Annotated in this window: 21 protein-coding genes; 17 read left to right on the top strand and 4 right to left on the bottom strand. The window is 68.1% G+C overall.

The genetic code is table 11. The features are described from left to right. Position 1: 1 nt before the first annotated feature. From chvE to J2S76_RS02205, 5 genes are all read left to right on the top strand, one after another. A complete protein-coding gene (chvE, locus tag J2S76_RS02185; protein WP_307057090.1) occupies positions 2-1,072 on the top strand; it encodes a multiple monosaccharide ABC transporter substrate-binding protein in 1,071 nt (356 codons plus the stop codon). A 68-nt stretch (positions 1,073-1,140) separates the two neighbouring features. Further along, positions 1,141-2,691: a multiple monosaccharide ABC transporter ATP-binding protein gene (gene mmsA, locus J2S76_RS02190; protein WP_307057092.1), complete on the top strand. Its 1,551-nt coding sequence runs from the start codon at positions 1,141-1,143 to the stop codon at positions 2,689-2,691. Then, the gene (mmsB, locus tag J2S76_RS02195) at positions 2,688-3,875 is read left to right on the top strand and encodes a multiple monosaccharide ABC transporter permease (protein ID WP_307057094.1); all 1,188 of its coding nucleotides are present in this window, start codon (positions 2,688-2,690) and stop codon (positions 3,873-3,875) included. Before mmsA ends, mmsB begins: the two co-directional genes overlap by 4 nt. 111 nt (positions 3,876-3,986) lie before the next feature. Then, positions 3,987-5,111: a metallophosphoesterase family protein gene (locus J2S76_RS02200; RefSeq protein ID WP_307057095.1), complete on the top strand. Its 1,125-nt coding sequence runs from the start codon at positions 3,987-3,989 to the stop codon at positions 5,109-5,111. Beyond that, on the top strand, positions 5,108-7,744 hold the full coding sequence (locus tag J2S76_RS02205; protein ID WP_307057097.1) for an AAA family ATPase: 2,637 nt from the start codon (positions 5,108-5,110) through the stop codon (positions 7,742-7,744). Before J2S76_RS02200 ends, J2S76_RS02205 begins: the two co-directional genes overlap by 4 nt. Before the next feature lie 13 nt (positions 7,745-7,757). Here J2S76_RS02205 and J2S76_RS02210 read toward each other — a convergent pair whose 3' ends face one another. Beyond that, entirely contained in the window at positions 7,758-9,179 is a 1,422-nt protein-coding gene (locus J2S76_RS02210; RefSeq protein WP_307057722.1) for an FAD-binding oxidoreductase, read from the bottom strand. Positions 9,180-9,282: 103 nt separating this feature from the next. Further along, the gene (locus J2S76_RS02215) at positions 9,283-9,978 is read right to left on the bottom strand and encodes a GntR family transcriptional regulator (protein WP_307057098.1); all 696 of its coding nucleotides are present in this window, start codon (positions 9,976-9,978) and stop codon (positions 9,283-9,285) included. Between the two features lie 155 nt (positions 9,979-10,133). On the opposite strand from J2S76_RS02215, the gene J2S76_RS02220 reads away from it, so the two are divergent. From J2S76_RS02220 to J2S76_RS02265, 10 genes are all read left to right on the top strand, one after another. After that, the gene (locus J2S76_RS02220) at positions 10,134-10,757 is read left to right on the top strand and encodes an amino acid synthesis family protein (RefSeq protein ID WP_307057100.1); all 624 of its coding nucleotides are present in this window, start codon (positions 10,134-10,136) and stop codon (positions 10,755-10,757) included. Then, on the top strand, positions 10,750-12,522 hold the full coding sequence (locus J2S76_RS02225; protein WP_307057102.1) for an alpha/beta fold hydrolase: 1,773 nt from the start codon (positions 10,750-10,752) through the stop codon (positions 12,520-12,522). Before J2S76_RS02220 ends, J2S76_RS02225 begins: the two co-directional genes overlap by 8 nt. 22 nt (positions 12,523-12,544) lie before the next feature. Beyond that, on the top strand, positions 12,545-13,603 hold the full coding sequence (locus J2S76_RS02230) for an LLM class flavin-dependent oxidoreductase (protein ID WP_307057104.1): 1,059 nt from the start codon (positions 12,545-12,547) through the stop codon (positions 13,601-13,603). Positions 13,604-13,789: 186 nt separating this feature from the next. Then, the gene (locus J2S76_RS02235) at positions 13,790-15,271 is read left to right on the top strand and encodes an aldehyde dehydrogenase (RefSeq protein WP_307057106.1); all 1,482 of its coding nucleotides are present in this window, start codon (positions 13,790-13,792) and stop codon (positions 15,269-15,271) included. Positions 15,272-15,280: 9 nt separating this feature from the next. Further along, on the top strand, positions 15,281-15,595 hold the full coding sequence (locus J2S76_RS02240; protein ID WP_307057108.1) for an NIPSNAP family protein: 315 nt from the start codon (positions 15,281-15,283) through the stop codon (positions 15,593-15,595). A 101-nt stretch (positions 15,596-15,696) separates the two neighbouring features. Then, positions 15,697-16,725, top strand: a complete 1,029-nt coding sequence (locus J2S76_RS02245) for an ABC transporter substrate-binding protein (RefSeq protein ID WP_307057110.1) — start codon at positions 15,697-15,699, stop codon at positions 16,723-16,725. A 186-nt stretch (positions 16,726-16,911) separates the two neighbouring features. Then, positions 16,912-17,787 (top strand): ABC transporter permease, encoded by an 876-nt coding sequence (locus J2S76_RS02250; protein WP_370874676.1) that lies wholly within the window; start codon positions 16,912-16,914, stop codon positions 17,785-17,787. Between the two features lie 6 nt (positions 17,788-17,793). Next, positions 17,794-18,594 (top strand): ABC transporter permease, encoded by an 801-nt coding sequence (locus J2S76_RS02255; RefSeq protein WP_307057112.1) that lies wholly within the window; start codon positions 17,794-17,796, stop codon positions 18,592-18,594. Next, complete coding sequence (locus J2S76_RS02260) at positions 18,591-19,670, top strand: ABC transporter ATP-binding protein (RefSeq protein WP_307057114.1); 1,080 nt, start codon at positions 18,591-18,593, stop codon at positions 19,668-19,670. The genes J2S76_RS02255 and J2S76_RS02260 overlap by 4 nt, the downstream gene beginning before the upstream one ends. A gap of 61 nt (positions 19,671-19,731) precedes the next feature. After that, on the top strand, positions 19,732-20,118 hold the full coding sequence (locus J2S76_RS02265; RefSeq protein ID WP_307057116.1) for a helix-turn-helix domain-containing protein: 387 nt from the start codon (positions 19,732-19,734) through the stop codon (positions 20,116-20,118). Between the two features lie 156 nt (positions 20,119-20,274). On the opposite strand, the gene J2S76_RS02270 is transcribed toward J2S76_RS02265, so the two are convergent. Beyond that, the gene (locus tag J2S76_RS02270; protein WP_307057118.1) at positions 20,275-21,477 is read right to left on the bottom strand and encodes a DUF763 domain-containing protein; all 1,203 of its coding nucleotides are present in this window, start codon (positions 21,475-21,477) and stop codon (positions 20,275-20,277) included. 63 nt (positions 21,478-21,540) lie between these two features. Then, complete coding sequence (htpG, locus tag J2S76_RS02275) at positions 21,541-23,433, bottom strand: molecular chaperone HtpG (protein ID WP_307057120.1); 1,893 nt, start codon at positions 23,431-23,433, stop codon at positions 21,541-21,543. 309 nt (positions 23,434-23,742) lie between these two features. On the opposite strand from htpG, the gene J2S76_RS02280 reads away from it, so the two are divergent. Together J2S76_RS02280 and J2S76_RS02285 are read left to right on the top strand one after the other, a co-directional pair. Further along, the gene (locus J2S76_RS02280) at positions 23,743-24,741 is read left to right on the top strand and encodes an autotransporter-associated beta strand repeat-containing protein (protein WP_307057122.1); all 999 of its coding nucleotides are present in this window, start codon (positions 23,743-23,745) and stop codon (positions 24,739-24,741) included. After that, positions 24,742-26,142, top strand: a complete 1,401-nt coding sequence (locus J2S76_RS02285) for an autotransporter outer membrane beta-barrel domain-containing protein (protein ID WP_307057123.1) — start codon at positions 24,742-24,744, stop codon at positions 26,140-26,142. It begins immediately after the preceding gene. Positions 26,143-26,146: the final 4 nt, after the last annotated feature.

The raw sequence follows: 26,146 nt of genomic DNA on the forward strand, positions 1-26,146 counted from the left end.
GATGAAACGCCTGACGACGCTTTTCTCCGCTGCCGCCTTCGCGCTCGGCGCGCTGGCCCTCGCCCTCCCCGCCTCGGCGGCGGACAAGGGCACGGTCGGCATCGCCATGCCCACCAAATCCTCCGCCCGCTGGATCGCCGATGGCGACAACATGGTGAAGGTGCTCAAGGAGCGCGGCTACACCACCGATCTGCAATATGCCGAGGACGACATCCCGAACCAGCTCTCGCAGATCGAGAACATGGTGACCAAGGGCGCCAAGGTGCTGGTCATCGCCTCGATCGACGGCACCACCCTGTCCGACGTGCTCAAGCAGGCGCATGACAAGGGCATCAAGGTCATCGCCTATGACCGGCTGATCCGCGAGACGCCGAATGTCGACTATTACGCGACCTTCGACAATTTCCAGGTCGGCGTGCTGCAGGCGCAGTCGCTGCTCAAGGGCCTCGGCTATCCCGAGAATAAGGGCCCGTTCAACATCGAGCTGTTCGGCGGCTCGCCGGACGATAACAACGCCTATTTCTTCTATGACGGCGCCATGTCGGTGCTGAAGCCGCTGATCGACAACGGCACGCTGAAGGTCGCCTCCGGCCAGATGGGCATGGACAAGGTCTCGACCCTGCGCTGGGACGGCGCCACCGCCCAGGCCCGCATGGACAACCTGCTCAGCGCCTATTACTCCGACAAGACGCTCAATGGCGTGCTCTCGCCCTATGACGGCCTGTCCATCGGCATCCTGTCCTCGCTGAAGGGCGTGGGCTATGGCTCGGGCAAGATGAAGATGCCCGTCGTCACCGGCCAGGACGCCGAAGTGCCGTCGATGAAGTCGATCCTCGCCGGCGAGCAGTACTCCACCATCTTCAAGGACACGCGCGAGCTCGCCAAGGTGACGGCCGACATGGTCGATGCCTCGCTCAGCGGCAAGGAAGTCACGGTCAACGACACCAAGACCTATAATAATGGCGTCAAGGTCGTGCCGTCCTACCTGCTCAAGCCGGTCGTGGTCGACAAGAGCAACTGGGAAGCCGTGCTCATCGGCTCCGGCTACTACAAGCCCGGCCAGATCAACTGACCCCATCCGCACCCGCCGACCCCCGCGCCGGACTGGTTCCGGCGCGGACCCGGCCATTGGAGCGAGCCATGAACGCTCTTCTCGAAATGCAGGGCATCAGCAAGCACTTCGCCGGGGTGAAGGCGCTGAGCGATGTCACCTTCGCCGTCCGACCCGGCGAGATCCATGCCCTTGTCGGCGAGAACGGCGCGGGAAAATCCACCCTGATGAAGGTGCTGAGCGGGGTCTACCCGCACGGCTCCTATGACGGCGCCATCGTCTTCGACGGCGAGGAGCGCCGCTTCAGCGACATCAACGCCTCGGAATCGCTGGGCATCATCATCATTCACCAGGAACTGGCGCTGGTTCCGCTGCTGTCGATCGCCGAGAACATCTTCATCGCCAACCCGCCCGGCCGCTTCGGCATCATCGACCGCGGCGCGGTGCACCGGCGCACCCGCGAACTGCTCGCCAAGGTGGGTCTGGACGAATCCCCGGACACGCTGGTGACCAATATCGGGGTGGGCAAGCAGCAACTGGTGGAGATCGCCAAGGCGCTGTCGAAGAAGGTGCGCCTGCTCATCCTCGACGAGCCGACCGCAAGCCTGTCGGAAAAGGACAGCGCGGCGCTGCTCGACCTCTTGCTGGAGTTCAAGGCGCAGGGCATCGCTTCGATCCTGATCTCGCACAAGCTGAACGAGGTCTCCAAGGTCGCCGACCGCATCACCGTGCTGCGCGACGGGCGCACCGTCGACACGCTGGACTGCCATGACGGCGCGGTGGAGGAAGACCGCATCATTTCCAAGATGGTCGATCGCGACCTCGAACACCGCTACCCCAAGCGCCAGCCCACCATAGGCGAACCGATCTTCAAGGTGAGCAACTGGTCGGCCTATCACCCGCTGCATTCCGACCGGCAGGTGATCAAGAATGTCGATTTCGAGGTCCGGCGCGGCGAGATCGTCGGCATTGCCGGGCTGATGGGCGCGGGCCGCACCGAATTCGCCATGAGCATCTTCGGCCGCGCCTGGGGCCAGAAGATCACCGGCCGGGCGGAAATGGAGGGGCGCCCGGTCGACCTTTCCACCGTGCGGCGCGCCATTGATGCCGGCCTCGCCTATGTCACCGAGGACCGCAAGCAGCTCGGCCTGCTGCTCGCCGAGGACATCCGCAAGAACGTCACGCTGGCCAATTTGCCGGCGATCGCGCCGGGCCGCATCATCGACGACATGAAGGAACTGCGCGTCGCCTCCGACTATCGCGGGCGGATGCACATACGCTGCCACAGCGTGTTCCAGGAGACCGGCAAGCTCTCCGGCGGCAACCAGCAGAAGGTGGTGCTGTCGAAATGGCTGTTCACCGACCCCAAGGTGCTGATCCTCGATGAGCCGACACGCGGCATCGATGTCGGCGCCAAGTACGAAATCTATTGCATCATCAACGAGCTGGCGGATGCCGGCAAAGGCGTGGTGGTTATCTCCTCCGAGATGCCGGAACTGCTCGGCATTTGCGACCGCATCTGCGTGATGAACGAGGGCGCCTTTGTCGGCGAATTCGCCGGCACCGAGGCCTCGCAGGAGAAGATCATGCGCGCCATCATGCGCAAGGGAGAGCAACGCCCCATGGAGGCATTGGCATGAGCGACACCGCTCTCAACGACAAGCCGCGGCATGCCGGCTTCCTGAAGAACAATCTGCGCGAATACGGGATGCTGATCTCGCTCTTCGCCATCATGATCTTCTTCGAGGTGGTGACGAACGGCACGCTGATGCGCCCGCTCAACCTCACCAATCTCGTGCTGCAGAACAGCTACATCGTCATCATGGCGCTGGGCATGCTGCTGGTCATCGTCACCGGCCATATCGACCTGTCGGTCGGCTCGGTGGCCGGCTTCATCGGCGCGGTGGCGGCGGTGCTGATGGTGAAGTTCGACGTCCACTACATCCCCGCGACGCTGATCTGCCTGGCGCTGGGTGGGCTGATCGGCGCGGCGCAGGGCTATTGGGTGGCCTATTTCAAGATCCCGTCCTTCATCGTGACGCTGGCCGGCATGCTGGTGTTCAAGGGGTTGGCGCTCGCCATACTCGCCGGCCAGTCGGTCGGCCCGTTCCCGCCCACCTTCCAGAAGCTCTCCTCCGGCTTCATCCCGGAACTGGTGCCTGATGCCGGCACGCTCTACCCCACCTCATTGGCGGTGGGCGCGCTGCTCGCCCTCGCGCTGGTGTGGCTGAACTTCCGTGGCCGGGCGCGGCAGGAGGCGCACCATGTGGAGACTGAGCCCTACGGTTTCTTCGTCGCCAAGAATGTGGCGCTGTTCGGCATCATCACCTATTTCGCCTATCTGATCGCCTCGCATCGCGGCATGCCGAACGTGCTTGTGATCATGACGGCGCTGATCGCGCTCTATGCGTTCGTGACCACCCGCACCACCATCGGCCGGCAGATCTACGCCGTCGGCGGCAATGAGAAAGCGGCCAAGCTCTCCGGCATCAAGACCGAGCGGCTGACCTTCCTCACCTTCGTCAATATGGGCGTGCTGGCGGCGCTGGCGGGGCTGGTCTTCGCCGCCCGACTAAATACGGCGACGCCGAAGGCGGGCCTCGGCTTCGAGCTCGACGTCATCGCCGCCTGCTTCATCGGCGGCGCCTCGGCCTATGGCGGCGTCGGCCGTGTCGGCGGCGCGGTGATCGGCGCGCTGATCATGGGCGTGATGAATAACGGCATGTCGATTCTGGGCATCGGCATCGACTACCAGCAGGTGATCAAGGGGCTCGTGCTGCTCGGCGCCGTCTGCCTCGACGTCTACAACCAGCGCCGTGCCTGAGCGCACGCACCCGGCCGCCCGATACGGCGGCCGGGTCATCCGCCCGGCTTGACAAGAGCGGCGCGCTGGCCGACCCCGGTTGTCCGCACCCCTCCCCGCACCCGGCGCGCCATGTTCCGCTTCCTGCATTCCAGCGACCTGCATCTGGGCAAGCGCTTCGGCAATTTCACCGGCGACCTGCCGAGCCGGCTGCGCGAGGCGCGCCATGGCGTCATCGCCCGGCTGGCGCAACACGCCCGCGAACAGGGCGCCGACACCATTCTTCTCGCCGGCGACACCTTCGACACCGAGACTCCTGCCCCGGAGGTGCGACGGCAGGCGCTGGCGGAAATGCGCCACCACGCGCCGCTCCGATGGGTACTGCTGCCCGGCAACCATGATTCGCTGCAGGCCGCGCCGCTCTGGGCGATGCTGGCGGCGGAGGCGCCCGACAATGTGATCCTCGCCACCGCGCCCCAGCCGCTGGACCTCGCCCCCGGCGTGGTGCTGTTGCCCGCCCCCTGCACCACCCGGCGGCCCGGCCGCGACCTGACGGAATGGATGGAGTCATACGCGACGCCCGAAGGCACGCTGCGCCTCGGCCTCGCCCATGGCGCCATTCGCTCCTTTTCCGAGGACGCGGTGGCGGGCGACGTGATCGCGCCCGACCGCGCCCGCCGCGCCGGCCTTGCCTATCTCGCGCTCGGCGACTGGCACGGCGCGGTGGAGGTCGATTCCCGCACCCGCTACAGCGGCACACCCGAGCCGGACCGCTTCAAGCATGAGGCGCCGGGCACGGCGCTGCTGGTCAGCCTTGCCGGGGCGAATGCCCTGCCGGAGGTGACGGCGCTGCCGACGGCGAGCTTCGCCTGGCGCGAACTCGACCTGCATCTCTTGGAGGGCGACGACCCCGTGACGGCGCTGGCGGCGCTGCTGCCGGAGGCGCGGGCCCGCCGGCAGACGCTGGCCCGCCTCATCGCCACCGGGCGGACCCATCTGGCGGGGCATGCGGCGCTGGCGGGCGCCGTCACCGAGGCGGCGCCGGACTTCGCCCTGCTGGAACTGGTTGAGGCGGGCCTCGCCACCGCCTGCGCGCCGGACGATCTCGACCTCATCGACCGTGCCGGCGCGCTGCGCGAGGCCGCCGATGCGCTGCTGGCGGAAGCCGGCGATGCCTCCCGCTCGGCCGCCGAGCGCGAGGTCGCGCGCGCGGCGCTGGCGCGGCTCTATTCCTATGCGCAGGCAGTGGCATCATGAAGATCACGGCGCTGCGCCTGTTCAATGTGAAGCGCTTCGCCAATCGCGGCGTGGCGATCGAGGGCATCGGCAACGGCGTCAACGTGCTGTGCGCCGTTAATGAATTCGGCAAGTCGACCAGCTTCGAGGCGCTGCACGCGCTGTTCTTCCAGCCCCATTCCGGCACGCCGGGCGATGTTCAACGGCTGCGGCCCTATAGCGGCGGCAGCCCGCTGGTCGAGGCCGACATCGCCACCGATGCGGGCCGCTTTCGCCTCACCAAGCAATATTATGGCGGCCGTTCCGCCCGCGTCACCGATCTCGCCACCGGCCGGCTGGTGGCGCAGGCGGACGAAGCGGAAAACTTCATCGCCGGGCTCATCCGTGGCGGCACCGCCGGGCCGGCCGGGCTGCTCTGGGTGCGGCAGGGCCTCACCGGCATCGAGAAGCGCAGCAAATCGGAAGAGGACAGCGAGAAGCAGGTGCGCGCCAGCCTGCTCGAATCGGTGCAGGGCGAGGTCGAGGCCGTCACCGGCGGGCGCCGCATGGCGGAGATCATGGCGGCGACGCAGGACGCTCTGGCCGAACTCGTCACCGCCACCGGCCGCCCGAAGACCGGCGGGCGCTACGCCGCCGCAATCGACGTCCGCGACCGGCTGCTGGCGCAGGAAGAGCGGCTGGTCGGCGATGTGCGGACCCTGCGCGAGGCGCTGGACCGCCGCGCCACCGCCGTGAAGCGGCTCGCCGAACTGGACAACGCCGAGGACCGGCAGGCGCGGGCCCGCGCGGTTGAGAGCGCGCAGGCGGCCTTCGATGCGGCGAAGGCGCAGGGCGAGGCGCTGCGCACCGCCGAGGCCGAAGGGAAGCTGGCGCGCGAGCGCCGCGACGCCGCCGAGCGGGAGCTTTCCGCCTATCGGACCGCCCTTGACCAGGTCGAGCAGAAGCAGGCCGCGCTGCAAGCGGCCGAACAGCGGCGCGAGGCGGCGGTGGGCAAGCGCCACGCCACCGGCGCCGGAGTCGAGCAGGCCCATGCCGAGGTCGCGGCGGCGGAAGCCGCCGAGCAGGAGGCCCGCCAGCTGCTGGCCCGCCTCGACGCGGCTTTGAGGGCGCGCGAGGCACAGGCGCGGCACGCGGCGCTGAGCGAGCGGCTGGCCGGCGCCGAGGCCGCCCGTCAGGCGCTGGAAGCGGCCGAGGCACGGCTCGCCACCGAGGCGATTGCGCCCGGCGCGGTGGAGGAACTTCAGGCGCTGGAAATCGACATCGCCACGCTCCGCGCGGTCGAGGAGGCGGCCCGCCCCTCGGTGGCGATCGCCTATGCGCCCGGCGCCGCCTCGCCCATCCTCATGGAATCGGCGCCGCTGCGCGAGGGCGAGGAACGCGGCTATGAGGGGCAGGCGGAGCTGGTCATTCCCGGCATCGGCACGCTCACGTTGCGCTCCAACCGGCCGGCGCAGGACAATAGCCGGCTGGAAAAGGCCGTCGCCAAACGGCGGACGCTGCTCGCCGCGATCGGGGTCGAGGATCTCGCCGCCGCCCGGGCTCGGCAGATACGGGCGCAGCAGATCGACGCCGAGCGGCGGGAACTGCACGGCCGGCTCGCCTTGCTGGCGCCGGAGGGACTGGCCAAGCTCCGGGCGGAAGTGGCCGCGCATGGCGCGCGCGGCACCGAGGACATCGAGCTGACGGACGACCCGGCGCAGGCGCAGGCGGAAGCTCATGCGTCCCTCGCCGCCGCCGAGGCGCGGCGCACCGGCGCCCGGCAGGCGCTGCGGGCGGCCGAGCCGGCGCGGGCCCGCGCCGACGAGGCGTTCGTCGAGGCCGAGACCGCGCTGGCCGCGTTGAAGGCCGAGCGCACCCAAATCGAGGCCATTCTCGGCCCGGAAGAGGCGCGCGGCGCCCGGCTGCAGGAGTTGTCCGAGCGCTTCGAGCAACGTGACCGGCACGGCGCGAGCGCGCAGGCGCTGGTGCAGCGCCTGCGCGCCACCGTCATCGATCTCGAATCGGCCGAGGCAGCGCTGAGGCGCGCCCGCTCAGTGGCGGACGCCACCGACAAGGAAGCCGCCACCCTGCGCGAGGCCATTGCCGGGCTGAACGCTGAGATCAGCACCCGCTCCGACGAGGCGGTGGAGGAGATGTGGGGCGAGGCGAAGGAGGCGCTGGCCGCCGCCAGCGCCCGCGTCGAGGGCTTCGCCGCCGAAATCCGCGTGCTGCAGCGCCTCGCCTCGGCGCTGGAGGCGGCACGGGCGCAGGCGCGCGATCTCTATCTCAAGCCTGTCATGGCCGAACTGACGCCGCTGCTCGGCCTGTTGTTCGACGATGCCTCCATCACCTTCGACGACAAGACGCTGCTGCCGCAGACGCTGCGCCGCAACGGCCATGAGGAGGATGTCGAGCGCCTCAGCGGCGGCATGCGCGAACAGCTCTCGGTGCTCACCCGCCTCGCCTTCGCCCGGCTGCTCGCCCGCGACGGGCGGCCGGCGCCGGTTATTCTCGACGACGCGCTGGTCTATTCCGACGATGACCGCATCGAGCGGATGTTCGACGCGCTGCACCGCCAGTCGCGCGACCAGCAGATCATCGTCTTCTCCTGCCGCCAGCGCGCCTTCCAGAAGCTCGGCGGCAACGTGCTCACCATGACCGACTGGCAGCCCTGAGGCATCTCCCCGCCTAACCCCGTACCACCTTGCCGGGGTTCATCATGTTGGCGGGGTCCAGCGCCGCCTTGAGCGCGCGCATCATGGAGAGCTTGGCCGGGTCGCCATAGCGGTCCAAGAGGTCCAGCTTGACGGTGCCGATGCCGTATTCCGCGCCGAAGGAGCCGCCCATCGCCACGGCGAGGTCGTAGATGCGCGGCGACACCTCGCGTTCGAACCAGGGCTTGTAGACGGTTGGCTCTGCCCCGACCGGGGCGACCACGTTGAAATGCACATTGCCATCGCCGACATGGCCATAGATCGACAGCCGCCCGCCGGCGCTGTGCGCCTCCACCAGCGCGCTGGCCTTGGTGATGAAGGACGGCAGCGCCGAGGTCGGCACCGAGACATCGTGCTTCACCGAGCCGCCATTGGCCACTTCCGCCTCGGGAATATGCTCGCGCAGGTACCAAAGCTGGTCGCGCTGCTGGCCGCCGGCGGCGAGTGTGCCGTCGCTCACCAGCCCCTCGCCCATCAGCTCCTCCAGCAGCGTCCCCACCGCCTCCTCCAGCCCCAGCACGGGCGAACAGGTCTGCGCCTCCATCAGCACATAGTGCGGCGCGGGCGTCTCAAGCGGGTGGCGCAGGCCGGGCTGCGCGGCGAGCAGAAGGCTGAGCGAATGGTGGGAGACATATTCGAACGAGGTGATGTTCTCGCCGGTCAGAATCTGCGCCCGCGCCAGCAGCGTGGTCAGCGTGTCGATCTCTTCGACGGCGAGAAAGGCGGTCACGGTCTGCGCCGGCATTCGCGCGAGTTTCAGCGAGGCGGCGGTGATGATGCCGAGCGTGCCCTCGGCGCCGAGCAGCATTTGCTTGACGTCATAGCCGGTGTTGTTCTTGCGCAGCGGCTGCAGCACGTTGAGAATCTGCCCGTCCGGCAGCACGGCCTCAAGCCCCAGCACGAGGTCGCGGGCCATGCCGTATTTCAGCACGGAAATGCCGCCGGCATTGGTGGAAAGCGCGCCGCCGAGCTGGCAGGACTGGCGCGAGCCGAGGTCGAGCGGCAGCATCAGCCCGGCCGCGTCGGCCGCCTCCTGCAGCACGCTCAGCACGCAACCCGCTTCCGCCGTCAGCGACAGATTGGCGGCGTCGATCGCCCGCACGGCGTTCAGCCGCTCCAGGCTCAGCACCAGCTCGCCGCCCTCCGGCGAGGGGGTGGCGGCGGCGCAATAGGAGGTGTTGCCGCCCTGCGGTACCAAAGGCACGCCATGGGCGGCGCAGAGGGCGACGATGGCCTGCACCTCGGCCGTGGAGCGCGGGCGCAGCACGGCGCGGGCGGCGCCGGTGCGGAAGCGGCGGAAATCGGTGAGATATTTCGCCACCACGTCCGGGTCGATGGCGATGAGCTCCGGCGGCAGGCTGCCGAGGACTCGGTCGATCGGGTCCATCTCTGCCATGTCAGCCATCTCGTCCTCGCCGCTTTCATCCGCCCCGCGCGGGCCGTGCGAGATAGCCGGTGGGCGGCGCGGCTGGCAAGCCGGTGCGTGACGCGGCGCGAGGTCAGATCTGGCTGAGAATGGCGCCAGCGAGCCCGGCCACCGTCGCCACATGGGCGCGGCTGGCCTCATAGGCGCCCGCCCCGTCCCGCCGCAGCAGCGCCGCGTGCAGCAGCCGCATCTCGGCGATGGCGGTCCTGTGCCGCCCTTCCTGGGCGATGGTCATCGAGCGAAGATGGTTGATGCGGGCATTGAGCGAGCGCACCACGTCCCACGCCACTTCCTTGCCGGCGGCGACGAACAGCTTCTCGTAGAATTCCGTGGTCCGCCGCAGCACCTCGCGCGGGCTGCCGGTCTGGAAGGCGGCGTCGATCTCGTCGATCACCCCGCCCAGCTCGGCAATCGCCGCGTCGGAGGCCTGAAGCGCGCAGGCCCGCGCGGCCTCGCTCTCCAACAGGCCGCGTATCTCGTAGATCTGCGCCGCCTGCGCCGGGTCCGGCTTGGTCACGGCCGGGCCCTGATGGGGAATGGTCTCCACCAGCCCCTCGGCTTCCAGATGCCGCAGCACCTCGCGCACCACGCTGCGGCTCACCCCCAGCCGCTCGCACAGCGTGCGCTCGACCAGCCGCTCGCCGGGCTTGAAGCGGAAATCGAGAATGGCGTCGCGCATCTTTTCCAGCGTCAGGCTGCGCAGCGTGGTGACGCTGCGCTCGACCTTCATCTCTTCGTTCGCCGTGTTCGATTCCGTCGTCGCGACCATGGCCGTCTCCGTTCCCGCCTCTTGTCGCCCGAGTGGCGCGGGATGACAATTGACTCGATCGTCTTATGGTATACCATCATATCAGAAGCGAGACCACCCGCCCGGAACACACCCTTTCCGGGTCCCGACCCCGCCCGTTTTTCTTGGGACACGCCATGCCGTTGCAGCTGCGCAAGCTCGTCACCTATGCCGAGACCACCTTCATCGAGGGCGGGCGCGCCGCCCCCACGCCGCTGCGCCTTTATGCGGCGGCGGCGGTGCTCACCAATCCCTGGGCCGGGCGCGGCTTTATCGAGGACCTCAAGCCCGAGATCCACGACATCGCCCCCCAGCTCGGCGCCCTGCTCACCGAGGAAATCCTGCGCATGGCCGGCTCGGGCGAGGCGGTGGAGGGCTATGGCAAGGCGGCGGTCGTCGGCACGTCGGGCGAGGTCGAGCACGCCTCGGCGCTGATCCACACGCTGCGCTTCGGCAATCACTACCGCAAGGCGGTGGGCGCCAAGAGCTATCTCGCCTTCACCAATACGCGCGGCGGGCCGAATGCCTCCATCGCCATTCCGCTGATGGACAAGCTGGATGAAGGCCGTCGCTCGCACTACCTCACCATCCAGTTCGCCATCAACGACGCCCCGGCGCCTGATGAGATCGTGGTCGCGCTCGGCGCCTCCATTGGCGGGCGCCCGCATCACCGCATCGGCAACCGCTATCAGGACCTTGAGGAGCTCGGCTCCACCCAGGGGCTGGATACGGCTCCCGGAGCGGACGCCTCCCATGGCTGAGGTTCGCACCCTCGCCTATGCCGGCCGCGACGGCGCCCCCGCGCGCGTCGCCTATCGCCGGGCGGGCGTGCCGGGCGCGCCGCCGGTGGTGCTGATCCATGGCGTCGGCATGGGGAGCGAGGTGTGGGCGCCGCAGATCGCGGCGCTGGCCGCCGGCCATGACGTGATCGCGCTCGACATGCCCGGCCATGGCGGCTCCAGCCTGCCGCCGGAAGAGGCCCGCCTGTCTGACTATGCCGGGCAGGTCATCGCCCTTCTCGACGCGCTGGCGATCCCCTCGGCGGTGCTGGTCGGCCATTCCATGGGTGCGCTGGTGGCGCTGGAGACGGCGCTGTCGCACCCCGCCCGGGTGCGCGCGGTGGCCGCGCTCAACGCCGTGTTCTGCCGCACGCCGGAACAGCGCGCCATCGTCACCGCCCGCGCCGGCGCGCTCGACGCAGAAGGCCGCGCCGCCTCGCACGCCGCTGCCGTGCAGCGCTGGTTCGGCGATCCGGTGCCGCCGGAACTGGAGGCGAGCGCGGCGCAGGTCGCGGCGCTGCTCGCGGCGGGCGATCCGGTCGGCTATGCCCGCACCTATGCGCTGTTCGCCGCCTCCGACGCGGCCCATCGCGACCGGCTTTCCAGCCTCGCCCGGCCGGCGCTGTTCATGACCGCCGATGGCGACGGCAATTCGACCCCGGCCATGTCGCAGGCGATGGCCGCGCTCGCCCCGCAGGGCCGCGCCGAGGTGCTGGAAGGTGCCCGCCACATGATGACGCTGACCCATCCGGACGCGGTGAACGCGCATCTGCTGGCCTTTCTCGACGCGCTGGCCCCCGCGCCCGCTTTCGATCCCAAAGCCTTCCGGCAGGCGCTCGGCGCCTTCCTCACCGGCGTGACCGTGGTGACCACCCGCAACCCCGCCGGCGAGATGCGCGGCTTCACCGCCAATTCCTTCTCCTCCGTCTCGCTCGATCCCCCGCTCATCCTCGTCTGCCTGGCGAAAACCGCGTCGAGCTTCCCGGTGTTCTCAGCGGCGGAAAACTTCGCCGTCTCGGTGCTGGCGGCGGGCCAGAAGGACGTCTCGGCCCTGTTCGCCTCCAAATCTCCCGACAAATTCGCTGGCGCGCCGTGGCATCTCGGCCCGGCCGGCAGCCCGGTCATCGCAGGGGCGGCGGCGTGGTTCGACTGTACCCGCCACGAGGTGGTGGAAGCGGGCGATCATGTGATCCTCATCGGCCATGTGCGCGGCTTCGGTGCCGGCACGGAGGCCCCGCTCGGCTATTGCCGCGGCGCCTATGTCGACGTCTCGCTCGGCCAGCAGGCGCTGGCCAAGCGCGACGAGCCGGCCCGCGTCGGCGCCCTGCTGGAGAGCGACGGCGCGCTGCTTCTGGTCGAGGATGGCAAGGGCGGGCTCGATCTTCCCACCGGTTCCTGCCTGGAGCCGGCCTCGAACCCGCGTAGCCTGCGCGGGGCCTTGGCCCAGCTCGGCGTCGAGGGCCAGCTCGGCTTCCTGTTCGCGGTGTTCGAGACCCCGGGCGATGGCTCGGCCCCGCCCACCGTCTCGATCTATTATCGCGGCGGCTTCAACGGCACGCCGCGCCCGGAGGCCGGCGCCGTGCTCGTGCCGCTGGAGGCGGTCGACCTCGCCCGCCTGCCGGATGAGGCCACCCGCTCCATGCTGGCGCGCTATCTGCGCGAGCGGCGCGAGGACGCGTTCGGCATCTATGTCGGCGATGCCGAGCGCGGCCAGATTCACCCGCTCGCCGCCGCCCCCCTCGGCTGAGACCAGAACCGGGATCACTCTCATGAAGTTCTCCCTCTTCGTCCATATGGAGCGCACCGATCCCGCCATTCCCCATGCAAGGCTGTTCGCCGAGCTGGAGGAGCTGGCGCTCACCGCCGAGGGCGCGGGCTTCGAGACGGTGTGGATCGGCGAGCACCACGCGATGGACTTCACCATCGCCCCCAACCCCTTCATCCAGCTCGCCCATCTCGCGGCCAAGACCAAAACTATCCGCCTAGGCACCGGCAATGTCATCGCCCCGTTCTGGCACCCGATCCGGCTGGCCGGCGAGGCGGCGATGATGGACATCGCCTGCGAGGGCCGGCTCGATCTCGGCGTGGCGCGCGGCGCCTACAGCTTTGAATATGAGCGCCTGCTGCCCGGCCTCGACGCCATGGGCGCGGGTCTGCGCATGCGCGAGCTGGTGCCGGCGGTGCGCAAGCTCTGGCAGGGCGACTACGCCCATGAGGGCCAGTTCTGGAGCTTCCCCACCTCCACCGCCTCGCCCAAGCCGGTGCAGGCGGGCGGCCCGCCGATCTGGATCGCCGCGCGCGACCCCAACAGCCACGCCTTCGCGCTCGCCAATGGCTGCAATGTGCAGGTGACGCCGCTCGCCTCAGGCGATGGCGAAGTGGCGAGCCTGATGGAGCGCTTCAACACCGCCGTCGCTGACAATCCGCAGGTGCCGCGCCCGAAGATCATGCTGCTGCAGCACTGCTTCGTCGCCGATTCCCCCGCTGAAGCCGACCGGCTCGCCGACGATCTTTCCGCCTGGTACGGGCTGTTCGGCGCCTGGTTCGCCAATAAGCGGCCGATCCATCAGGCGATCATGGCGCCGCTGTCGCCGGAAGAGCGTGCCGCCGTCCCGCACTTCGCCCCGGAGGTCGTGCGCAAAAATCTCGTCATCGGCGAGCCCGACGAGGTGATCGCCCGGCTGAAGGGTTATGAGGCGCTCGGCTTCGACCAGTTCTCGCTGTGGATCGACGCCGGCATCAGCCATCAGCGCAAGGCGAAGTCGCTCGACCGCTTCATCCGCCACGTCCTGCCGGCCTTTGCCGGGTCGGCCACAGCGGCGGCGTGAGGGGCGAACCATGCAGATCATCTCGGCATCGGCCTTCTGCGTCCTTCGAGGCCCGAGCTGCGCTCGGGCACCTCAGGATGACGGCCGAACCCGTTTGGCATCGCGCCTCGTCATGCGGAGGTGCCGGCCGCAGGCCGGCCTCGAAGCACGCAGGCCCGCCTCTCATCTGGCGCCGAAGGAGTCCCGATGACCGCCCTGCGCGACGATTTCCGGCTTTATATCGACGGCGCCTTCGTCACGGGCGGGGCGAGCTTCGAGAGCCTCGATCCCTCCACCGGCCAGCCCTGGGCGGTGATGCCGGCCGCCACGGCGGACGACGTGAACCGCGCTGTCGAGGCCGCGCACCGCGCTTTTGAGGCGCCCGAATGGGCGAACCTCACCGCCACCGCGCGCGGCAAGCTCTTGACGAGGCTCGGCGATCTCGTCGCCGCCCATGCGCAGGAACTGGCGGAGCTGGAGACCCGCGACACCGGCAAGATCATCCGCGAGACGCGAGCGCAGATCGGCTATGTCGGGGAGTATTATCGCTATTTCGGCGGCCTCGCCGACAAGGTCGAGGGCTCCCATCTGCCCGTCGACAAGCCGGATATGGAAGCCTGGCTGCGGCGCGAGCCGATCGGCGTCGTTGCCGCATTGGTGCCGTGGAACTCGCAGCTCTTCCTCTCGGCGGTGAAGCTCGGCCCGGCGCTGGCGGCGGGCTGCACCGTGGTGCTGAAGGCGTCGGAAGAGGGCCCCGCCCCGCTGCTCGCCTTCGCCCGGCTGGTGCACGAGGCCGGCTTTCCCCCCGGCGTGGTCAACATCATCACCGGCTTCGGCGAGGAGTGCGGGAAGACGCTCACCGCCCACAAGCTCGTCTCCCGCGTCGCCTTCACCGGCGGCCCGGCCACCGCGCGGCATGTGGTGCGCAACACGGCGGAAAACCTCGCTTTTACGACGCTGGAACTCGGCGGCAAGTCGCCGGTGCTGGTCTTCGCCGATGCCGATCTGGAGAGCGCCGCCAATGCGGTCGTCGCGGGCATCTTCGCCGCCTCCGGCCAGAGCTGCGTCGCCGGCTCGCGCCTCTTCGTCGAGGAGAGCGTGCGCGAGAAGCTGCTCGCCATCCTCATCGGGAAGGCCCGCCGCATCCGCATCGGCGACCCGCAGGACCCGGCGACCGAAATGGGCCCACTCTCCACCGCGCGCCAGCTCGCCCATATCGAGCAGGTCATCGCCGCCAGCCTCGCCGCCGGCGCGACGCTCATCACGGGCGGGCAGCGGGCGGAAGGTTTTGACGCCGGCAATTACTACGCCCCGACCATCCTCGCCTGCGCCGGCAATGAAGTGCCGTGCGCGGCGGAGGAACTGTTCGGCCCGGTGCTCAGCGTCATCAGCTTTGAGGGCGAGGCGGATGCGCTTGCCAAGGCCAATGACAGCCCGTTCGGCCTCGCCGCCGGCGTGTTCACCCGCGATCTCACCCGTGCCCACCGGCTGATCCGCAAGCTGCGCGCCGGCATCGTCTGGGTGAACACCTATCGCGCGGTCTCCCCCATCGTGCCCTTCGGCGGCTACGGCCTGTCCGGCCTCGGGCGCGAGGGCGGGGCGGAATCGATCCGCGACTACACCCGCACCAAATCGGTCTGGCTGCGCACCAGCGACGAACCGATCGCCGATCCCTTCGTGATGCGCTGAGGCCCCGCCATGCTCTACGAGATGCGTACCTATCGCCTGAAGACCGGCACCGTCCCGGCCTATGTGAAGCTGGTCGCCGAGGAAGGCATCGCTTTGCAAAAGAGCCATCTCGGCCAGCTGGTCGGCTATTTCACCAGCGATATCGGCCCGCTGAACGAGATCGTCCACATCTGGGCCTATGCCAGCCTGGATGACCGCGCCGCCCGCCGCGCGCGGCTGAACGCCGATCCCGCCTGGCTCGCCTTCCTGCCGAAGATCCAGGCGCTGATCGAGACCATGGAGAACAAGATTCTCCTGCCCACCGCCTTCTCGCCGCTGAACTGATGGAGGGGGCACCGTGAGGCCCTGCTCCTCGCCGCGACGCAAAAAATCCGAGCGCCCAACGCGCCGCCTTCCACACCGAACGCCAACCAAAGGGGACTAACATGTCGCGCACATCACGAGCCCTCGGGGTCGCCGCCCTCGCCCTCGCCGCCGGCCTCGCCGGCGCCGCCATGGCGCAGTCGGGATCCCTCGTCTTCACCAGCTGGGGCGGCACCACCCAGGACGCCCAGAAGAAGAGCTGGGCCGTGCCCTTCACCAAGGAAACCGGCATCACCGTCAAGCAGGACGGCCCGACCGACTATGGCAAGCTCAAAGCCATGGTCGAGAGCGGCAACGTCTCCTGGGACGTGGTGGATGTGGAAGCCGATTTCGCTGCCGCCGCCGCCAAGGACGGGCTGATCGAGCCGATCGACTTTTCCATCGTCAAGCGCGACGAGATTGACCCGCGCTTCGTCACCGACCATGCGGTGGGCAGCTTCTATTATTCCTTCGTGCTCGGCTTCAATCCGGCGAGCCTCAAGGGCAAGGCTCCGAAAAGCTGGGCGGATGCGTTCGACATCAAGGCCTTCCCCGGCAAGCGCACCTTCTACAAATGGTCGGCCCCGGGCGTGCTGGAAATCGCCCTGCTGGCGGACGGCGTGCCGGCCGACAAGCTCTACCCGCTCGACCTCGACCGCGCCTTCAAGAAGCTCGACAGCATCAAGAAGGACATCGTCTGGTGGGGCACCGGCGCGCAGTCGCAGCAGCTGCTCGCCTCCGGCGAGGCGCCGATCGGCCAGTTCTGGAACGGGCGCCTGTTCGCGCTGGAGCAGAGCGGCGAGAAGGTCGGCATATCCTGGGAGCAGAACCTGACCGCCGCCGACATGCTGGTCGTGCCCAAGGGCGCGAAGAACAAGGAAGCGGCGATGAAGTTCATCGCCGAGGCGACCAGCCCGGAGGGCCAAGCGAGCTTCGCCACCGAGAGCGGCTATGCGCCGGTCAATGTGAAGTCCGCCGCACTGATGCCGAAGGACGTCGCCGCCAATCTCCCCGACAAGCACACCGCCTCGCAGATCAATCTCGACATGGGCTATTGGGCCGCCCATCGCGACGAGATCGGCAAGCGCTGGTACGCCTGGCAGGCGGAGTGACGCCGGCGACGGCCCGCTAAGCCCGGCGCGCCCGGCGCAAGCGCGCCCCGCCCGTCCGCGCTTCCCGCTGAGGAGAGCGCGGACGGGCGCGGAGGCGGGGCGCCGCCCCCCCCATCGCCCGCGTTGGCCGCATCGGCCTGATCGTCCACCTCACTGCACTCATCGAACCGCCGTGATCGAGCCCTCATGACCGTGACCGACGTGCCGATTGCCGCCCCCTCACCCGTCCTCGCCGCCGCCCGGCGGCGGGGCCGGGGCTTCGCGCCTGTCCTGCCCGCTCTCGCTCTGGTTGTGGTTGTCTTCGTGATCCCGGTGCTGGCCCTGCTGCTGCGCAGCGTGCTGGAACCCGAGCCGGGGCTGCAGAACTACGCCGCCTTCTTCGCCTCGACGACCTATCTCAAAGTGTTGGGCAACACCTTTCTGGTTGCCGGAACGGTGACGGTGGCGACGGTTCTCCTCGGCTTTCCCGTGGCTTGGTTCCTGGCGATCGCCCCCGCCTTCTGGTCGCGGCTGCTGTTCGCCATCGTCATCCTGTCGATGTGGACCAACCTTCTCGCCCGCACCTATGCCTGGATGGTGCTGCTTCAGCGCACCGGCATCATCAACCGCACGTTGATGAATCTCGGCCTGATTTCCGAGCCGCTGCCGCTGATCAACAACCTCGCCGGCGTCACCATCGGCATGACCTACATCATGCTGCCGTTCATGATCCTGCCGCTGCACGCCACGATCCGCTCCATCGACCCCGCCATCTTCCAGGCCGCATCCCTTTGCGGCGCCAGCCGTTTTCAGGCTTTTACCCGCGTCATGCTCCCCCTCACCGCCTCCGGCATCGCCGCCGGCGCCTTGATGGTGTTCGTCATGTCGCTCGGCTATTTCATCACCCCGGCTTTGCTCGGCGGCACCTCGAACATGATGCTGGCCGAGCTGATCGCCCAGCTGGTGCAATCGCTGCTCGATTGGGGGCTGGCGGGGGCGGCGGCGCTGGTACTGCTGGTGATTACGCTGGCGATCTACATGATCCAGCTGCGCTTTTTCGGCTTCGGCCAGGCGAGGAGCTAGCGCGCCATGCTGCTTGATTTCGCCCGTCTCGGCCCCTGGCGGGTCGCCCTGATCGTCATCGCCCTGCTGGTCGGCGCCTATCTGCTGCTGCCGATCCTGCTCATCATCGCCCTCTCCTTCGGCTCTTCGCAATGGCTGCAATTCCCGCCGCCGGGCTGGACGCTGCGCTGGTATGAGGACCTGTTCGAGGATCCCGAATGGATCGCCTCCTTCCTCACCAGCTTCCAGATCGCGGCCGTGGTGACGGTGCTGTCGGTCGGCATCGGGCTGATGGCCTCCTTCGGCCTGACGCGCGGCACCTTTCGCGGCCGCGCGGCGCTGCGGGCGCTGTTCCTGACGCCAATGATCCTGCCGGTGGTGGTGCTCGCGGTCGCGCTGTACGCCTTCTTCCTCAGGCTGCATCTCAACGGCACGTTTGTCGGCTTCGTGCTGGCGCATCTGGTGATCGCCCTGCCCTTCTCCATCATCGCGATTTCCAATGCGCTGGAACGGTTTGACCGCGATATCGAGACCGCCGCCATTGTTTGCGGCGCCAGCCCGCTGGAAGCCAAGATCCGCGTCACCCTGCCCGGCATCCGGCTGGGTCTGGTGAGTGCGGCGATCTTCTCCTTCCTCGCCTCCTGGGACGAGGTGGTGATCGCCATCTTTATGGCGAGTCCCGATCTCCAGACCCTACCGGTGCGGATCTTCGGCGCGCTGCGCCAGGATCTCTCGCCGGTCATTGCGGCGGTCTCGACGCTGCTGATCGCCCTGACCGCCGCCCTCATGGCGCTTGCCGCCTTCTTCCGCAAGGACGCCCGTTCATGACCTTTTTGGAAATAAGCAATATTTCCAAGACGTTCGGCAAGGTTGCCGCCGTCAATGACGTCTCGCTGGAAATCGCGCGCGGCGAGTTCGTCACCTTTCTCGGGCCTTCGGGTTCGGGAAAGAGCACGACGCTCTATATGATCGCTGGCTTCTTCGAGCCGACGGGGGGCGATGTGCGGCTGGAGGGGCGCAGCATCCTCGCCGAGCCCTCGAACAAGCGGAACATCGGCATGGTGTTCCAGCGTTACACGCTGTTCCCTCACCTCTCCGTCGCGGAAAACGTCGCCTTCCCCTTGCGCGTGCGCCGGCGTCCGGCGGGCGAGATCGCCCGCAAGGTCGAGGAGATGCTGGCACTGGTGCGGCTGGAGAATTTCGCCGACCGGATGCCGGCCCAGCTCTCCGGCGGCCAGCAGCAGCGTGTCGCGCTGGCCCGGGCGCTGGCCTACAACCCACCGTTGCTGCTGATGGATGAGCCGCTCTCGGCGCTCGACAAGAAGCTGCGGGAGGAAATCCAGGACGAGATCCGCCGCATCCATCGCCAGACGGGCGTCACCATCCTCTATGTCACCCACGACCAGGAGGAAGCGCTGAGTCTTTCGGATCGCATCGCCCTGTTCAACCAAGGCCGCATCGAACAACTCGGCAAAGGTCGCGATCTCTATGATGCGCCGCGTACCCGCTTTGTCGCGGATTTCATTGGTCATTCCAACTTTATCGACTGCACCATCACCCGCAGCGAAGGCGAGAGCGCCGACATCGTGCTGCCGGATGGCGGTGCGCTGAGCGGGATATCCCTGCACGGCGCCGCCGTCGCCGGTGCCCGCGCCGGGCTGATGATCCGCCCCGACCGGCTGCGCCTTTCGGCTCTCGCGGAGACGGTGGAACCGGGCATCGACGCTGTCCTGGCCGACGCCACCTTTATCGGCGAGACCTACCATTTTGTCCTCGCCACCGGCTGGGGCGCCAGCATCAATGTGCGGATTCCCGCAAGCCGTGTGCAACCGGACGACATCACCATCGGCGCCCGCATGCGGTTGCACTGGGAGGCGGTGGACGCACGGCTCTTCGGCCATTGAGATCGACGCCCCGGCGGGGCGGGCCATAGCCAGTCCGTTTCGCTCCTGCTATTGCCGGGACATGACAGCCGAAGAATTCCAGGACGCACTCGAAAAGCTCGACGCGACGCCAGCCCGCATCGCCAAGCTCATCGGCGTCGACATCCGCACGGTGCGCCGCTGGAGCACAGGGGCGAAAGTGATTCCCGACACCGTCGCCGCCCAGCTCGGCGCCATTATCGAGGCCGGTGGCCTCCCGTCAGAGGCGGACAGGCAGTCTCTGCGGAACAATGAGCAAGCGGATCAGCCGGTGTCGCGTTTCGTTTGGGTTCAGCGCAGGGAAAGCGACCCACATTGGACGGTCGCGGAACACGACCTTGTCTCCGATGTGTTTTATCTGCCCGGCCGGGTCGAGCGCTTCGTCGCCGACGAGCTGGTGATCGGTTTGCCGCTGACGGCGCCGGAGTGAGTGCGCCGCCCTGGCAAGCGCGCGGAATATGTCCAGTTCCATCCCAATCGCCTGCCGCGCGAGCTCATGGCGGGTCAGTTCGATGCTGCGCATGCGAGGCAGCAGGTTGATGAAGCGGACGGCCTGCGCCGACGTCTGGATGATGCGCGATCCGCGTCAGTTCCTCGATGTCCGCCTCTCGTCCTCGACGATCTCATCCCAGCTGCGCCCTGCGGCGAAACCTTCGAGCTGGCGCGCTTGGTCGTCGAGCCGGCGGATCGCGGCAAGCTCCTCGGACTGACCGAGCTTCGCCTTTCGCACCGCTGATTTCATCACGTCGATGGTGTGATCGTAGACCCTCAGCGGCACCGGGAAGGGATGACGATCCTTGCCGCCATGCGCATAGGAAAAACGTGCCGGGTCAGAGAAGCGACAGGGCGCTCCGTGCACCACTTCCGCAACCATGGCGAGCGCCTCGACCGTGCGGGCGCCGACGCCCGGCACCAGCAGCAATTCGGCGAAGTCCTGCGGCCCGCGATCGGTGGCTGCGGCGAGCGCCGCCTGCAGGCGCGGCAGCACCACGTCCTTCGCGCGCACATCGTGATGCGACGGCATGACGAGGTGCGGCAGTTCGAGCTGGTCGCTGGCGGGCACCGCCTTCTGCACCTTCGCCCCGTCCAGCCCCGCAAAGGTCCGGGCGATCGCGTCGGGTCCGAGATTTTCCAGCAGGTCCAGCTGCCCGCTGCGGGACGGCGCGGCGCGGGCATCGGCGAGATTGACGATGTCGCCCTGATGCGGGCCGTCGACCGCGGCATGCGGGTCGTCGAGAAAGCTCTTCAGCCCTTCGGAGAGCCAATGATAGCGCCGCGCCTGCCCGCGCGCGTCGTTCATTCCCTGCTGCACCACCACCCAGTGCCCGTCATCGGTGACGATGAAGCCGTGCAGATAGAGATCGAACCCGTCCTGCACGGCGGCGCTGTCGATCTTGGCGACGAGGCGGCTCGCCCTGCCCAGAGCCTCGCCATCGCAGCCTGTGCGTTCGCCCACGGCCATCAGCTCCTGCGGCGTCTTGCGCGAATGCCTGCCGCGCCCCCCGCAGACATGGATGCCCAGCTCGCCCTCGAGCGGCTGCAGACCGCGCTTCAGCGCGCCGATCACGCTGGTGGTGATGCCGGAGGAGTGCCAGTCCATGCCCATGACGGCGCCGAAGGACTGGAACCAGAACGGATGTGCCATCCGGCGCAGGAATTCGTCGCTGCCATAGTGATGCACGATGGCCTCACTGATCACCGCGCCGAGCTTGGTCATGCGCTCCGCCAGCCAGGGCGGCACGCGGCCAGTGTGAAGGGGCAGGTCGGCGCTTCCGGTGCGACGGGACATGGTTCTCTCAATAGCCCACGCACGAGGTTGCCGGAAGCGCCGTCAACGGAAAGCGGCGCCGGTTCAGGCGGTGCCGAGTCCGCGTGTCATCAGCCGGAACAGCCGTTGCGAGAACGCGGCCGCGTCGCCCGGCCGCTCGCCGTCGAGCACGCGGGCCGTGTCGAGCAGAAGATGCGCGACATCCGCACGTGTGGAGTCGTCGGCATGGCCGGCGAGGCCGGTGATCATGGCATGCGCGGGGTTCACCTCGAGGATCGGCTTCGCCGCGCTGCCAAGGCGGCCCGATGCCGCGAGGAAGCGCTCATATTGCCGGTCCGGTCCCTTCTCGCCGGCAACGAGGCAAACAGCACTGTCGGTGAGGCGGTCGGAGGCCCGCACATCGGCCACCTCAGCGCCGAGCAGATCCTTCATCTCAGTGATGAGCGCGCTCACTTCCGAGCTCGCCTCGACCGAGGGCGGAGCGTCCTTGTCTAGGAGCGGAATAAGGCCGAGATCGGCACTGCCCTGAGTCACCGATCGGAACGGCTTGCCCTCATAGTCCAGCCCGCTCGCCACCCAGAAGGCGTCGACCGGATCGGCGAGCAGCAGCACCTCGATGCCGCGTGCGCGGAAGCCTTCCAGATGCGGCGAGTTCGCAATGCGCGCCGCGTCGTCACCGGCGATGGTGTAGATCGCGGTCTGGTTCTCCTTCAGGCCCGCAACATATTCCTTGAGGCTGCGTGTGCCCTCGCCGGAGGCCGTGGTCTTGAAGCGGGCGAGGTTTAGGAGCTGTTCGCGGCGCTCGAAATCCTCATAGAGGCCCTCCTTGATAACCGCGCCGAAATTCTCCCAAACCTTGCCGAACGCTTCCGCATCCTGTTCGGCAAGCCTGGCGAGATCGGAGAGGACCCGGCTGGTGACGCCCTTGCGGATCGCGCCGAGCAGCGGGCTGTCCTGGATCATTTCGCGCGAGACATTGAGCGGTAGGTCGGCGCTGTCGACCAGGCCGCGCACGAAGCGCAGATAGCGCGGCAGCAGCTCGGCGTCGTCGGTGATGAAGACCCGCTTCACATAGAGCTTGATGCGGCCCTTGCGGTCGGCATCGAACAGGTCGAACGGGCGCGCGCCCGGCACAAAGGCCAGCGCGGTGTATTCATGCCGGCCCTCGGCGCGGAAGTGCACGGTGAGCGCCGGATCGTCATATTGCCCCGCGACGCTGCGGTAGAAGTCGGTGTATTCCTGCGCCGTGATCTCGGACTTGGCGCGGGTCCAAAGCGCGGCGCCGTCCGATAGCGCGGCTGCTTCCGCACCGGGCTTCTCGATGAAGCGGATCGGCACCGGCACATGGCCGGACTGTTCCTTGACGATGCGCTCCAGGGTCCAGCGCTCGGCATAAGTCTTGGCGTCGTCGGCGAGATGAAGCACGACCCGCGTTCCCCGTGCCGGGGCTTCGTCGAGGACGACGGGCGCGACCGAGAATTCCCCCTTGCCGTCCGAAGACCAGAGCCACGCCTCGTCGCTGCCGGCGCGGCGGCTGACGACATCCACTTTTGCCGCGACCATGAAGGCGGAATAGAAGCCGACGCCGAACTGGCCGATCAGCTGCGCGCCTTCCTTGCCGCTTCCCTGGCCCTCGGCAACGGCGATGCGATCGATGAAGCTGCGCGTGCCGGAACGCGCGATCGTGCCCAGCGCCTCGATCATCTCGTCCCGGCTCATGCCGATGCCGTTGTCGGCGATGGTCAGCGTGCCGGCCTCCGGATCGGCCGAGAGGGTGATGGCGAGCCCGGGTTCGTCGCCCAGCAGCTCGGGGCGGGTGATCGCCTCGTAACGCAGCTTCTCGCAGGCATCGGCGGCGTTGGAGATCAGTTCCCGCAGGAACACGTCGCGGTCGGAATAGACCGAATGCACCATCATGTGCAGCAGACGGGAAACGTCGGCCTCAAAAGGGCGGCTCTCAAAGGTCTCGGAGGTCATGGCTGGCGACACGTCATGTGGGTGAAACGATGCCCTCGAAATGGCAAGGCCGGCCCGAGAGATCAAGACGCGCGATGACCCGCGTCGCGACGCCGAAGCAGCTTCGGCACCCCAGCGCCGGGCGCAGCCCCTGGAGCCGGCCCGGAACGGGGAGCGATGGCTGGGGCTAAGAATGCAGGCGCCGGGATAGGGCGCGCTAGGACAAAGCTTCCTGTATTCAAATCCGGTCAAAGCTCCACTCGCCCCGTCCGGGCGCGTCACACCGTTGCGTTGCTCTCGGCGGTCTCGCTCAGTGCCCTGCCGGCATCGATGCCGGCGGCACGGGCCTATACGATCAACGACACCACCGAGACGGTTCCCGGTACGCATGCCTCGCCCTGGGATCTCGGTACGCAAGACATCATCATCGGCAACACCGGCACCGGTGCGCTCACCGTGGAGAGCGGCGGCGTGGTCAAGAACCGGGAAACCCATGTCGGCGAGAAATCCGGTTCCACCGGAACCCTGACCGTGACCGGGGACGGCTCCAGCCTGAGCGGCGGCACGCAGATCGAGGCCGGCATTCTCAAGGTCGCCGCGGACGACAATCTGGGGGCCGACACGGGCGGCCTCGATTTCTCCGGCGGCGCGCTGGCGACCACCGCCAGCTTCACCAGCGCCCGCAATGTGAGCCTCGCCGACCCGGGCGGCACCATCGACACCGCCTCCGCGACATCCCTCATTCTCTCTGGCGCCGTCACCGGCACGGGCGGCCTGACCAAGGAAGGTGACGGCACGCTCATCCTGACCGGCACCAACAGCTCCAGAGGCACCACCACCATCAATGCCGGCACGCTGCAGATCGGCAATGGCGGCGCCACCGGCTCGATCACCGGCCATGTGGTGAACAATGCGTCCCTGGTGTTCAACCGCTCCGGCACTTACAGCTTCCCCGGCACCCTCACCGGCAGCGGGACGGTGAGCCTCCTCGGTTCCGGCACGGTGCTGTTCGCCGATCCCGGCGCCTATAGCGGTGCGATACATGTATCCGGCTCGACCGTGCATCTGGAGAACCAGACGCAGAGCGGCTCCGTCTTCACCTTGGACGAGGGCGCGATCCTGAACGGCACCGGGACCATTGGCGGGCTCCAGGCCAATAGCGGCAGCCGGGTTTCGCCGGGAAATTCGCCCGGTACGCTTATTAGAGTGAACGGCGTCGTCGCCTTCAACGCCAGTTCGATCTACCGCGTGGATGTGACCCCTGCCGGCGCCTACGACCTCATCTCCGCCGGCGGAGCCGTCACGCTCTCCAGTGGCGCTTCCGTCTAGGTGGTGGCGGAGCGTGGCGTCTATGACACGAACACTACCTATACCATCATCACCACGACCGGCACGGTGAGCGGAACCTTTGGCTCGGTGATCAGCGAGTACGCCTTCCTCACGCCCACGCTCGGCTATGACGCGCAGAACGTTTTTCTGACCCTCACCTACAACAATGTGGACTTCGCCGGCCATGCGGCCACGGCGAACCAAGCCGCCGTGGCCTGGTCAGCGCAGGCATTGGGCAGTGGCAGCAAAGTGTACGACGCAGTGCTCGAACTGTCGGATCAGAATGCTGGCCGCGCCTTCGACGCGCTCTCGGGCGAGGCCTACGCCTCGGTCGGCACTGTCATTCAGCAGCAGTCGATCTATCTGCGCGACGCGGTGAGCGGGCGGCTGCGCCAGTCGCTGAGCGCGCCGGGCGCCGCCCCGCTCGCCTATCGCCCCGGCCCGCAGACGGCGGCGCTCGCCGAAGGCCTCGCGCCCACCCTGTGGGCGCAGGGCTATGGCGGCTGGGGCGACACCTCTTCCAACGGCAATGCCGCCAACATCTCCAATACCGTTGGCGGCTTCCTCATGGGGGCGGATGTGGCGATGGCGGAGAACGCCCGCGCTGGCCTTTTCGCCGGCTACAGCCGCTCGGATTTCGACGTGAGCGGGCGCGCCTCCTCCGGCTCGATCAACAATGTGGATCTCGGTCTCTATGCCGGCGCTCGGATCGGTGCCGTCGCCCTGCGCGGCGGCGCCTCCTACACCTGGCACGAGCTGTCGATGTCGCGCACCGTTGTCTTGCCCGGCTTCTGGGAGCCGAGCAAGGGCAGCGACACCACGGGTACGGCGCAGTTGTTCGGCGAGCTCGGCTATGACATGGAAGTCGGCGCCCTCGCCTTTGAACACCTCATCGGCCTTGCCTACGTCAATGTCTCCGGCGCCTCGCTCAACGAGCAGGGCGGCGCGGCGGCGCTGGCGGTGTCGACCGACGCCATGAGCACCTTCTACACGACGCTGGGCGTGCGCCTCGCCACCACGGTCGATGTCGGCGGGCAGGCGCTCACCCCGTATGCGACGCTGGGCTGGCTGCATGCCTTCGGCGACGTGACGCCGACAGCGACGATGCAGTTCAGCCGCGGGGCGACGCCCTTCACCATCTCCGGCGTGCCGGTGGCGGAGGATGCGCTGCTGCTGGAGGCGGGGCTCAGCTACGCGCTCTCGCCCACGGCGCAGATCGGTGCCAGCTATGCCGGCCAGCTTGCCAGCGGCGCCGCGCTGAACGCCTTCACGCACAGTTCTCCCTCAAGTTCTGAGGGCCGGGCGGTGGGGGCTGTTCGAGAAACGCCTCCCGGTGCTCGGCAGCGGGCTCGGCTGCGGAGCGCCGGACCTGCGGTTCTTTGGGAGCGTCGGGTGTCATGATGCG

The sequence above is a fragment of the Ancylobacter vacuolatus genome (genome assembly GCF_030813595.1).
GTDB lineage: Bacteria > Pseudomonadota > Alphaproteobacteria > Rhizobiales > Xanthobacteraceae > Ancylobacter > Ancylobacter vacuolatus.